The following is a 12,610-nucleotide window of genomic DNA, read 5'->3' on the forward strand; positions in this document are numbered from 1 at the left end:
CTTTATTTGAAATCGCGTTGCCTCTTAGCTTCAAAAATTAGAATCCCTGCAGCCACAGAAACATTCATAGAATCTATTTCGCCTTGCATAGGGATAATAATATTCTGTTTAGAAGCCACACGCCAGGCTTCACTTAAACCAGTAGCTTCGGTGCCTACAACTATAGCTGTCGGAGTAGTGAAATTTTGAGTATGGTAAGCTACGGCATCTTGTAGAATAGCAGCGTAAATAGCTATATTTTCCGATTTTAAAAAAGCTATTATTTCGCTTGTTGTACCCGTAGCAATTTGGTTTGTAAATACACAGCCCACGCTAGAGCGAATAATATTAGGGTTGTATACATCGGTTTTTGGGTTGGCAATAATCACAGCATCGGCGTTGGCAGCATCGGCGGTACGTAAAATAGCACCAATATTACCAGGCTTTTCAGGTGCCTCAGCAACAAGAATGAGTGGGTTTTTGTTATTAAATATTAATTTATCAATCGTATTTTCTTTACCTTTTGCAATGGCAATAATACCTTCAGTAGTTTCTCGATATGCTATTTTTTGATACACGTCTTTCGATATTTCAATGTACTGTGACGCCTTTAAGTCTGATTTCTCAAGTTGTTCTTTCGGAAATATGTCAGCATAATAAAAAATAGTTTCAATCGTATATTTGCCTTTTACAGCCAATTCAATTTCTCGAAGACCTTCAATAATAAATACACCCGATTTTTTACGTTCGCGAGATTTGTCTTTTAAGAGAAGAACCTGTTTTATTAATGCGTTTTGTACGCTGCTGATGTGTTTAATATCCATTGCATTATAATTATAAACGCAAATTTATGTTTTCTGTTTGAAATGGCTTAGTAATAACAATAATAATAACGCGCGCCCCTATTCTTGTCTGTTTTTCTAGTGTAAAGAAGTGTTAAACGACGTGCTAAAAGTAACTTCAAAAAAGGATGCGTCTTTAAAATATAGTAATGGCCTATATGAAAGAGTGTATTCGTATTAACCTTTCAAATTAAAAAATTTTAAGGATGTAGTTGGGAAGTTTTTCTAACAAAGCCGATCTTTTTTTTAGAATAGTTAGAATCAAGTTTTAGTTCTTGGTTCTAAAAATAAAACGGTCTCCTGTCTTTATATTAAACCCTAATGATATAAAAATATAGATAATTTTGTAATGTTAAGTTCGTGCTTTCGACAACCTACATTAATAATTAAGAAAGATTAAAGTATGAAAAACTATTTGGGTATTGTATTATTAATGATGACTTTTATGGGTTGTAAACAAAAAGAAACGGCTCCTGAAAAGGTTCAGCCTACACCGGAAGTTGAAATAAAAGAAGATAAATCATTTCCTGAAGATATAGCGAAAGTATTTGAAGCGCATGGCGGATTGGATCATTGGAAAACAATGCAGTCTGTTGAGTTTACTATGAGAAAACCAGGCGGAGATGAAGTGACGCGTACCAATTTAAACTCTAGAGAATCGTTAATAGAAGCAGAAAATTATGTTATTGGTTTCGATGGTGAAGCGGTTTGGTTTTTAAATAGAACAGAAGAAGAATACAAAGGCTATGCACCTAAATTTTACTACAATTTAATGTTCTATTTTTATGCTATGCCTTTTGTTTTGGCCGACGATGGTATTGTTTTTAGCGCTGCTAAAGCTATAGAATTTGAAGGTGTAACCTATCCAGGTATCAAAATTGCTTACGAAAATGGAGTAGGGGAGTCTCCCGACGATGAATACGTTTTATACTACCACCCAGAAACATTTAAAATGGAATGGTTAGGGTATACGGTAACCTATTTCTCTAAAGAAAAAACCAAAGAGTTTCATTTGAAAAAATATAATAAATGGGAGGAAGTTGAAGGTGTGTTGCTGCCAACAGAAATGGTTAACTACGAGTTTTTTAACAATCAACCTATAAACCCTGTAAGAACGACAGCGATTTTTAACGCAAAATTATCTAAGGAAGCTCTTGATGTTACTAGGTTCTCTAAACCAGAAAATGCAACTTTCGTTGAATAAATTTCGAAAACACACATATTAAAAAGGCGGCCAATTGGCCGCCTTTTTTTTAATTACTGCATAGATTAATCTATTTATTTACTTGTGTTATAACACTAAATATCTAGTTATTGTCCTTGTATTTATTACTGTAACGTTCGTACAATTCGGTTTGGTGAGATTTTAAAATAACATCTCGACCTTGAATGTACGCTTTATCTATTTTGTTGGTTCTCATATCTAGAGCGTCGCCTTCACTTATAAAAAAAGTTGCGTCTTTACCAACTTCTAAAGACCCCACTGTATCGTCAATGCCTAATATTTTAGCCGTGTTTAACGTAATTAAGCTTAGCGCTTTTTCTTTATCTAAACCGTATGCAGCGCAAGTTCCCGCTAGAAAAGGCAAATTTCTTGTGTTCATTCGTTCCATACCTCCAGAGTTTTCTAAGCCCACTAATACACCATCTTTAACCAAGCGATTTGCTAAAGTAAATGGTAAATCGTAATCGTCGTCGTCGTTATTCGGTCGACTATGAACGCGTTGTAAAAGCACCGGGATATTATGTTTCACTAAAAGGTTAGACACTAAATGCGCCTCGTTACCTCCAACAATAACAAGTTTTTTAATGTTGTTGGCAGTTTTAAAATTAATAGCATCTGTAATTCCTTTTTCATTATCTACGTGTACATACAACGTTTTTTTGCCAGTGACCACGCCGTTTAACGCTTCAAAAGGTAAATGTCTTGAGGTGTTTTTTCCAATTTGGTAGACTGCATTTTCGTTGAAGTAAGTAGTAAGCTCATCCACTTGATTATTGTATTCTTTATTTTCTTTTAAAGTGGCTGGCTCACCTAACCACCAACGGCCGCGAGAAAACGGATTTGGCCAGTTTAAATGGATACCATCATCTTCTTTAATTACGGCATCTTCCCAGTTCCAGGCGTCAAATTGTACGACCGATGAAGTTCCTGAAATTCGTCCGCCTCTAGGTGTTATCTGCCCCATTAACACACCGTTAATTCGCATAGATTCTACCACTTTCGATTCTGTGTTATACGCGATTATACTACGAATATGCGGATTCATTTTACCCACTTCGTCCTGGTCTTCAGTCGCTCTTACGGCATCAATTTCTACCAATCCTAAAGTGGAATTTGGGGCAATAAATCCTGGGTAAATGTGTTTCCCTTTAGCGTTAATAATCGTGCCTTGTCTCGCCGTTTCAGTTAGCGCGCTGCCTACAAAAGTTAGTTTTCCTTCGGTAAATATAATTAAGGCATTGTCTATAACTTCACCATTTCCTATATGTGCGGTGCCGCCTTCAATAGAAATGGCCTGTGTCTGCTTTGGTGCGGGGGTTTGTTGAGCGAGTAGTATTGTTGAAAAAAATAGTGCTACACCGAGTAATTTATATTTTAATAATGTCATAACGTGTCTGTTTTAAAAGTATTGAGAATTTGATGTTAGAAATTAGAATCGCAGTGAAAATGTGCTTTCTCTTTCTTCGCGATCGGTTTTGTTTTTAAGCCTTTGTTTTTCGCTTGAAGCATTAAAGTGGTCAATTCATTTTTTTCTTTAGAAATCGTAGCACGCAATTGTTTGTCACGATTAATATCGAAATAGGTTACCCCTTCAATAATTGTTTTTTCCGCTTTCGCATAGATCGATAACGGGTGGTCGCTCCATAAAACCATATCGGCATCTTTTCCTACTTTTATACTCCCCACGCGATCACTAATATGTAGTAATTTTGCAGGGTTTAGGGTTACAAATTTCCAAGCATCTTCTTCGCTAACATCGCCATATTTCACCGCTTTTGCAGCTTCTTGATTTAAACGACGCGACATTTCGCCATCGTCACTATTAATAGCAACGGTAACGCCATTATTATGCATAATTGCGGCGTTGTAAGGTATCGCGTCGTTGACCTCGTATTTGTACGCCCACCAATCGCTAAATGTTGAGCCTCCAACACCGTGTTCTACCATTTTATCGGCTAATTTATAACCCTCTAAAATATGTGTAAATGTGTTAATGTTAAAATTGAATTGCTCAGCCACTTTCATTAACATATTTATCTCACTTTGCACATACGAGTGGCACGTTATAAAACGCTCTTTATTAATAATTTCGACAAGTGTTTCCATTTCAATATCCTTTCGGAATGGTTTTCCTCTAGCTTTTAGAACTTCATATTCTTTAGCACGTTGAAAATAATCGATATACACTTGTTCTACACCCATTCTAGTTTGTGGGAAACGCGTTTTTGCAGCATCGCCCCAGTTACTCTGTTTTACGTTTTCACCTAAAGCAAATTTGATGGATTTTGGTGCGTGAGGGTTGATTAAGTTTTTAGCCGATTCTCCCCATTTTAGTTTAATAATCGCCGAGCGGCCACCAATAGGATTTGCCGAGCCGTGTAATACTTGAATAGACGTAACACCACCGGCCAAATTGCGGTAAATATTTATATCATCAGGGTTTAAAACATCTTCAATACTCACTTCGGCAGTGGAGTTGTGACCCGATTCGTTAACCGATGAGGTGGCAATATGCGAATGTTCGTCTATAATTCCAGCTGTTAAATGTTTTCCAGTACCATCAATAGTTTGAGCATTTCTGTCACTTAAATTAGTGCCAATTTTAGCTATTTTTCCATTTTTAATTAAAACATCGGTGTGTTTTAAAATGCCTTCCTTTTCGTTGGTCCACACCGTTACATTCTTAAAAAGAAGTATTTCTTGTTTTGGTAACGTTTCAAAACCGTACGCTAAGTTTGGATAGGTTACCGGGTGAAAGGGGTTTAATTTTGATGGTGTTTCATCATCATCATCATCATCATCATCATCATCATCATTTTCATCCTCTATTTTTGAATCTTCTTTTGTGTCTGAGATTTGTTTTTCCGCATTAAATGCAAGGGTTTTTCCGTTAGGGAAATAGGCTTTTCCGGATAATATCTTACTATCGGTTAAATTTGAAACCACGCGAATAAATTCCTGTTTCGTGGTATCTATAGTCGAGAACGTGAGTTGTAACCAATCGTTATTCACATTTAATTTTGTGCCTAAAGTCGTACTATCGGTTTTTACTTTAGCTTTTAATTTTTCTAAAGTGCCCGATATTTTAAGCGTATATTTTTCGTTTTCTAAGTTAAACGCATATTCACCACGAACGTCTTTAGGTGCCGTTTCTAATTCGTTTTTAACGCCAGTTATCCAGTTTTCGTAAATCGTGGTTTTCTTATCGAAAATATCGCCCGAAGTCACTAAAAAATTAGCATAAGCTCCGGTTTTAAGAGATCCTAAAGTATTACTTTTTCCAATAATTCCAGCAGGAATTGTAGTTAAAGCTGCCAGTGCTTTGTCTTTTGGTAATCCGGCCTCAATAGCTTTAATTAGGTTCGGTAAAAAAGACGCTTCTTTTTTTAGCTTGTAAGTCGATAAAGCAAATTCAATATTATTCTCCGCTAAAATTCTAGGGTTATGCGGTTGTTGATTCCATTGTCTTAAATCACTCAGCTCTACAGAGCGCGCTAAAAATGGATCTTCCATATCGTAAGCGTCTGTGAAATCTATAGGTATTATAAACTGTGCTTGTGTTGCTTTAATATCTTTTATAGCTTCGTATTCGTCGCCACCACCAACAATGACATATTGCGTGTTGTATTCGTCACCAACATTATCTAAGCGTAGGGCATTAAGTTTGCTGCCGGCTTCAATAATTTGCACCTTATTTTTATTTGCTAATAAGGCTTCGAGAGCGCGATCTTTTTCTGTACTTAAACCTTTTGCATACCAATCGGCATCTAAATGTACCTGACGTAATAAGGCTAAAGCGCCCATTAAAGAGGTTGGATACGCTTGTTTTGAGGTTTTGCTTTTTGAAGTTCCAGAATACTGTACCGATTGTGCTTCGAGAATTCTATTTGAAGCATTGCCTTCGTTGTTAAGCGCTAATAAAATACCAGTACCACGAATAATACCATCGTCGATATGTGAGTTTACCACTCCAAAACCAGCTTTCTGCAACGCTTTTGCTTTTTTAAGGTCGTAATCTAAATAATCTATGGCGTTTTGATCGGGTCTAATATGATCGTTCCAATAATAGCCCTCGCGACTTGCATCGTATTGTGGCGTTCTAGAGTTGCTAGAATTTTTTTCGGGTTGCTTCACTCCGAAAGTGGAGTAAATATCTATAAACGACGGATAGATTGTTTTACCAGTAGCATCGATAACCAAACTGTTTTTAGGAATATTTACCGAAGTGCCTACAGAAACGATTTTTCCATCTTTAAATACCAGAGTACCGTTTTCGATAACTTCTGTTGGAGACAGATGAATAGTCGCATTTTGTAATGCAGTGTAATGTGAAGTAGCGGTTTTTACACCGTCGTTTTTAGGGATGTATTCTTGAGCAAAACTAGTGTAGCCACAAAATAGTACAGCGAGAAACAAAACGTGTTTAATCATAAGTTAGTGAGATAAAGTTTTAAAAGTTTTAAAGATAAGATTCTGTAGTTACTAAACACAAAGCAAACTTAATTTAACGTTTGTCTTTTATATTGTTATAGTGTTTTATTTTTAAAATAGTTAACTATTAAAGCGACGACATAGCTATAGCTGTCCATTCCCCCTTCTTGGTTATTGGCTTCCAAGTAGGTGTTATAGGTTTTTCGAAATACGGGTTCTGTTGGGTTTTTATGCGCCTCCCAAAAATCGCGCACCTCTTGGTAATTTTTTAATACGCCTGTGTTTAAGGTCACTAATAACTCCTTATACAGTGCTGGATCTCGTCTATAGATTTCGTGTAAACAATGGCGTAAACCAAAGGCAAAACCGCAATATCTAAAATACAAATCGCTATGTGAAGTCGTTGCCAAACACGCCATAAAATTAGCTTCGTTTTCTGCGGCATAGCCTAACTGGTGGCCAATTTCGTGCGAAGCCGTTGTAGAGAATTTAAATTCTGGAATTAAACCATCGACTTGCGCTTCGTTGGTTAACGGATTTAAATACCCGCTAAAACCCATATAGGTTAGCGGCAAACTAAATAATGAGGTTTTAATCGATTCGCCTTTATATTCTAAATGTGGATATTTTTCTTTTAAAACAGAATAGCCTTCGGGAACCATCTTAAGAATGGTTGCTTTGGAGTACGGACTTTCAACGCGAATAGAGTCGTTGTTAGTGAGTTCCAAATGCAGTGCATTCGTTTTATTAATCAGTTTTTTTGTAACATCCACTAAAGCTTCAGTGGTGTATTCGGCTTCTAAATTTAAGCTGTTATGAAGCGGTAGTCGGTAGTAATTTAATCCCCAAAACAAATGAAAACTAATATAAATAATGGAAACAGCGGCAAAAATATCTATCAACCAATTTTTAAAATCTGAAACTACCCGCCTACGGTTTATAAGTAACCAACGCATAATAAATAGAATTCCGAAACCGTAAACCAAATCACCAAAAGAAAAAGGAATCCATCCTAAAAAGTAACGAAAAAACCGAGAGATAAAGGGGTACAAACCGGTACTGTAAATGACTTCGATGATACCTGGGAAATAAGCCGCCGCTTTAACGCCAATAATAGCAGGAATGAGTAATAAAGCGACGAGGAGTTTATTGTTTTTAAGCATATTTCAAATTTAAGAAAATGTTTACATAATTGCTATTCTATTAATTACCTTTGTAAAACTAAAAAAAATATAGAAATGAATACTGAAATTAGAGCATTAGAGCCACAAGAACTTTGGAACAAATTTGCAGATTTAAATGCGGTACCTAGACCTTCAAAAAAGGAGGAACGTGTTATTGCATTTATTAAAGACTTTGGCGCTAAATTAGGTTTAGAAACTATAGAAGACGAAGTTGGAAATGTAATTATTAAAAAACCAGCAACTTCAGGAATGGAAGATCATGTGGCTATTGTATTACAGTCGCATTTAGATATGGTGCACCAAAAGAATGCAGATACCGATTTTGATTTCGATACTCAAGGAATCGAAATGCACATTGATGGTGACTGGGTTCGTGCAAAAGGAACCACTTTAGGGGCCGATAACGGACTAGGAGTAGCGACAATAATGGCTATTTTAGAAAGTAAAACGATTGAGCATCCTGCTATTGAAGCGTTATTTACCATAGACGAAGAAACAGGAATGACGGGGGCAAAGGGTTTAAAAGGCGGATTGCTTACTGGCGGTATTTTATTAAACTTAGATACTGAGGAAGATGACGAAATAGGAGTAGGTTGTGCTGGAGGTGTAGATGTTACTGCAACACGAACGTACACCGAAGAGGAAACACCAGAATTTAAAACAGGATATACTGTTACAGTAATAGGATTGCAGGGTGGACACTCTGGAATGGATATTCATAAAGGATTTGGAAACGCAAACAAAATTATGAACCGTTTATTATTTGATGGATTCGAAAATTTCGGCTTAAGAATTTCTGAAATTAATGGCGGTAGTTTACGTAATGCTATTCCTAGAGAAAGCAATGCCACTGTTGTTATAGATGCCATACACGAAGAAGTGTTTGTTGCAGAGATGGAAGAATTAGCAACGACTATTAAAGCGGAGCTAAAAACAATGGAGCCGGATTTACAAATTGTTGTTTCTGCGTGCGAGACACCAGAAAAAATGATGGATTTAGGAGTTCAGGAAGGATTAACACGCGCTATTTATGCGGCAGTAAACGGTGTGTTTAGAATGAGTGCTGATATTCCTGATTTGGTAGAAACGTCCAACAATATCGCTAGAGTAGTAGTGAAGGATGGAAACATTAAAATTGCGTGTTTAACACGTAGCTCGGTAGAAAGTTCTAAAATAGATTTGGCAAACACTTTACGTGCTGCTTTTGAATTAACAGGATGTGAGGTAGAATTTTCTGGAGATTACCCAGGATGGGCTCCAAATATGGAGTCTTCAATTCTTAAAGTTTTAGATGTTTTATACGAAAAAATGAATGGCGAAAAAGCACACGTTGCTGCTTGTCACGCAGGTTTAGAATGTGGAATATTAGGACAGAATTATCCAGAAATGGAAATGATTAGTTTTGGTCCCACTATTAGAGGAGCACACTCTCCAGATGAGCGAGCTAGTATTTCTTCAGCACAAAAATACTGGAAGTTTGTATTAGAGATTTTAAAGAATATTCCTAAAAAATAATTCTGAAACTAACGCGTTGAAGAATCACAATTAAGAATAACACTATAAGTAAAAATGAAAGCCTGCGTAATGCAGGCTTTTTTTATGGACGCCTTTTAAATAGTGAATAAAACCTTAGTTATAGAAACCAAAAAAACCTTCATCTCTGAAGGTTTTTAATAGTATTTAATTGGTTCCGATTATTCTTTAATAGAAACAATTTCTAAATCGAAAACTAAATCTGAGTTAGGAGGAATGATTCTTCCAGCACCACGAGCGCCGTATCCTAAAGTGGCAGGAATAAAAGCTCTTGCTTTATCTCCAACTTTCATATTTAACATCGCTTCTCTAAATCCTGGGATTAAAGTTGCTGTTTCATTATAAATCATTGGGAACGGTTGGTACCCGTTTTGTGCATCTCTTTTCTCGTCGTAAGTACCATATTCTTTAGCCACTTCAGCATCACTTGTATCAAATAATGTTCCATCAGCTAAATAACCTGAATAGGCAATTACTACTTTGTCTGTCATCTGTGGTTCAACCCCGCTACCTTCACTGGTCATAGTCATTCCTAATCCCGAAGGAAATGTTTTCATATCTGCTTTTAACGCTTCATTTTTTTCTATAAAATTAGCTTTAGCTTTTTCTAATTTTTCGGCAGCTTCTTTATTTTCTTTTTCTAAATCAATAAAATAAGTATTAAAGACTTTAGGAGCATCAAATTGTTTCGCGTCGTTACCTTTTCTAATAATATTTAACGCTTCAATTACAACATCCTTTTCTGGCTTATCTCCACGTATGGTTTTTACATTCGAGATACTGTCTTGCACATTTAAACCAAGTACTAATTCGCCAAAAACAGTGTGTTTAGGGTCTAGTTGGGGTGTTGGTTTTTCAGTAATAAAAAACTGAGAACCGTTTGTTGCTGGTCCCGAGTTTGCCATAGATAACATACCAGGCTTATCGTGTTTAGCCGAGTTAATTTCATCTTTGAATTTATAACCTGGATTACCAGATCCACTTGCTGTTGGATCTCCACCTTGAATCATAAAATCGTTTATAACTCTATGGAATGTGGTACCGTTGTAGAATTTTAAACCTGCATAAGTAGAATCTACTTTAGTGTTTGTTCCTTCGGCTAACGATACAAAGTTAGCCACCGTAACAGGAGCTAAATCGTAGTATAATTTACCAACCATAGTTCCTTTATTGGTTACAAATTCTGCGTAAAGGCCATCTTCTAAATCTGGATATTTATTTTCTTGGCAAGAAGACGTTAGCGTTGCTATTAAAGCTAGAATAAAAATTTTCATCGTTTGTTTAAGTGTATTCATCGTTTAAAAATTATTTTTTTATTATTGTGTTAATTGTTACTTCGCAAACTATAGGTAGGTTTCTACCTATTTTATTGTCATCGCCATAATAGCCGTATGCCATTTGGGAAGGGAATATAAATTTTATGGTTTCGGTTGCTTTCATAAGCTTCAGTCCTGTTCTTAAACCTTTAAATAACTCCTCTTGATCCATCGCGTAATTGCGGGTCTTTAAGTTTTCTTTGGAATAAATGGTACTGCCGTCTAAACGCGATACATCATAATTAAAGTTGATAATATCGCCAAAATCTGGTGTTTCTAAACTATCGTTGTCGACCTTATTAATATAGGTGTACCAAAAGCCATTTTCTGAAGATATATACTCTTCATTTGGAAATTCGCTAATAATAGCCTGAATTTGTTCTTTTTCTTGATTGTATAAATTAATGTTTCGTTGCACCGATTCGTTTATGAAAGAGCCTGTTTTAACGCTAATTGGTTTGCGGGCTTCTGGCGATTTACACGAGAAGGCGAGGAGTAATAAAACTGGTAAAAAAAGTTTATTCATTGTTTAAGGCGTTGCTATAGTGGGGTAATATACTAATAAATTTTTCAACTGTTGTTTGTAAATCGGTATCACTTTTACCACCTGCAGCATTGGTGTGGCCACCACCGTTAAAGTGTTGCCTCGATAATTCATTAACCGAAAAATCGCCTTTAGAGCGCAACGAGATTTTAATAATACCCTGCTTTTTGTCTTCAATAAAAATAGCCGCTAATACAATATTGTCTAGAGATAAAGCATAATTAACAAAACCTTCAGTATCTCCTTTTTTATAATCTAAACCTTGTAATTCTTCTTGAGAGAGCGTAATATAGGCCGCTCTATATTCTGGTAAAACGTTTAGATTACTTAAAGCACAACCTAATAATTGTAAACGGTTGTAACTATTAGTGTCGTAAACGTTGTTATGTATTTGTGTGTTATCGGCACCTTTATCGATGAGGTCTGCTATAATTCTGTGCGTTGTACTGGTGGTAGACCTAAATCGAAACGATCCTGTATCGGTCATAATCCCCACGTATAAACACGTAGCAATGTCTTTATCTATAGATTCTAGAGTGTCTAGTTTTTCAAAAAAGTGATATACCATTTCGCAGGTAGAACTCATTGTGACATCGCTAAAAACGTATTTAGCATAATCGTCGGGCTGCTGGTGGTGATCTATCATTATTTTTAGGCCGTCACTAGCTTTTAGAATCGCTTCCATATTACCGGTTCTATGCAATGCATTAAAATCTAACGTAAAAATGATATCGGCATCAGTAATAAACGCATCGCAGTCTGCTTGCTGAGTGTCGTGTTTTAAAATACTACTTTCATTGGGTAGCCATTTTAAAAAATCTGGATAATCGTTGGGCGCAATAACTACAGCGTTATGATTAAGCTTTAAAAGATAATTCAATAGGCCTAAGGTAGAGCCGATAGCGTCTCCGTCTGGATTTTTATGTGGAATAATCGCTATTTGTTTTGGGGACGCTAGCAATGTTTTAATTTCTAAAATGTCTTGTGTGCTCATAGGGCACGAATATACAATTTTTTAATAACTGAATATATTGTTTTTATTTAGAAATAGATTACTTTTGCAAAAAATAAAAATAAAAAATGGTAACAAACAGAACATTTACAATGCTTAAGCCAGATGCAATTGAAAAAGGGCATATTGGCGCAATCTTAGAAAAAATTAATGCTTCAGGTTTTAGAATTGTAGCACTGAAATTAACTGAAATGACCAAGGCTGATGCTGAGACATTTTACGCGGTTCATAACGAAAGACCTTTCTTTGGTGAATTAGTAGAATACATGACTCGTGGTCCTATTGTAGCTGCAGTTTTAGAAAAAGAAAATGCAGTTGAAGACTTTAGAGCATTAATAGGAGCAACAAATCCTGCAGATGCGGCTGATGGTACTATTAGAAAATTATACGCAGCTTCTATTGGAGAAAATGCGGTTCACGGGAGTGATAGCGATGAAAACGTAGCTATTGAAAGTGCTTTTCACTTCTCAGGAAGAGAATTGTTTTAAGTACTTTATCTTATAAAATATACATTTAAGCCTGAATTTAACACCTTTAGGCTTTT

At 36.0% G+C, this 12,610-nt stretch carries 10 protein-coding genes; 3 read left to right on the plus strand and 7 right to left on the minus strand.

Features of this window, described 5'->3' with window-relative positions; all coding sequences use genetic code 11:
* Positions 1 to 2: 2 nt before the first annotated feature.
* A complete protein-coding gene (locus tag ES676_RS13200) occupies positions 3 to 803 on the minus strand; it encodes a TrmH family RNA methyltransferase (protein ID WP_215731652.1) in 801 nt (266 codons plus the stop codon).
* Positions 804 to 1,224: 421 nt separating this feature from the next.
* Here ES676_RS13200 and ES676_RS13205 point away from each other — a divergent pair, with 421 nt between their 5' ends.
* Positions 1,225 to 2,025, plus strand: a complete 801-nt coding sequence (locus ES676_RS13205; protein WP_148370799.1) for a DUF6503 family protein — start codon at positions 1,225 to 1,227, stop codon at positions 2,023 to 2,025.
* A 103-nt stretch (positions 2,026 to 2,128) separates the two neighbouring features.
* Here ES676_RS13205 and ES676_RS13210 read toward each other — a convergent pair whose 3' ends face one another.
* The 3 genes from ES676_RS13210 to ES676_RS13220 form a co-directional block, all read right to left on the minus strand.
* The gene (locus ES676_RS13210; RefSeq protein ID WP_148370800.1) at positions 2,129 to 3,433 is read right to left on the minus strand and encodes an amidohydrolase family protein; all 1,305 of its coding nucleotides are present in this window, start codon (positions 3,431 to 3,433) and stop codon (positions 2,129 to 2,131) included.
* A 35-nt stretch (positions 3,434 to 3,468) separates the two neighbouring features.
* A complete protein-coding gene (locus tag ES676_RS13215) occupies positions 3,469 to 6,477 on the minus strand; it encodes an amidohydrolase family protein (RefSeq protein WP_148370801.1) in 3,009 nt (1,002 codons plus the stop codon).
* Positions 6,478 to 6,572: 95 nt separating this feature from the next.
* Positions 6,573 to 7,640, minus strand: a complete 1,068-nt coding sequence (locus ES676_RS13220; RefSeq protein ID WP_148370802.1) for a DUF3810 domain-containing protein — start codon at positions 7,638 to 7,640, stop codon at positions 6,573 to 6,575.
* Positions 7,641 to 7,715: 75 nt separating this feature from the next.
* On the opposite strand from ES676_RS13220, the gene ES676_RS13225 reads away from it, so the two are divergent.
* Positions 7,716 to 9,176 (plus strand): aminoacyl-histidine dipeptidase, encoded by a 1,461-nt coding sequence (locus ES676_RS13225; RefSeq protein ID WP_148370803.1) that lies wholly within the window; start codon positions 7,716 to 7,718, stop codon positions 9,174 to 9,176.
* Between the two features lie 179 nt (positions 9,177 to 9,355).
* Here the strand turns inward: ES676_RS13225 and ES676_RS13230 are convergent, their stop codons facing one another.
* From ES676_RS13230 to ES676_RS13240, 3 genes are read right to left on the minus strand one after another with little or no spacing between them, the layout of a single operon-like run.
* Positions 9,356 to 10,489, minus strand: coding sequence for a peptidylprolyl isomerase (locus ES676_RS13230; protein ID WP_246130367.1), 1,134 nt, complete (start codon positions 10,487 to 10,489; stop codon positions 9,356 to 9,358).
* A gap of 10 nt (positions 10,490 to 10,499) precedes the next feature.
* Positions 10,500 to 11,036, minus strand: coding sequence for a gliding motility-associated peptidyl-prolyl isomerase GldI (gene gldI, locus ES676_RS13235; protein ID WP_148370804.1), 537 nt, complete (start codon positions 11,034 to 11,036; stop codon positions 10,500 to 10,502).
* Positions 11,029 to 12,048, minus strand: coding sequence for a DHH family phosphoesterase (locus tag ES676_RS13240; protein WP_148370805.1), 1,020 nt, complete (start codon positions 12,046 to 12,048; stop codon positions 11,029 to 11,031). Before ES676_RS13240 ends, gldI begins: the two co-directional genes overlap by 8 nt.
* A gap of 86 nt (positions 12,049 to 12,134) precedes the next feature.
* Between ES676_RS13240 and ES676_RS13245 the strand changes: the two genes are divergently transcribed.
* Positions 12,135 to 12,554, plus strand: coding sequence for a nucleoside-diphosphate kinase (locus ES676_RS13245; protein WP_148370806.1), 420 nt, complete (start codon positions 12,135 to 12,137; stop codon positions 12,552 to 12,554).
* Positions 12,555 to 12,610 lie beyond the last annotated feature (56 nt).

The organism is Bizionia saleffrena (genome assembly GCF_008086175.1).
Classification (GTDB): domain Bacteria; phylum Bacteroidota; class Bacteroidia; order Flavobacteriales; family Flavobacteriaceae; genus Bizionia; species Bizionia saleffrena.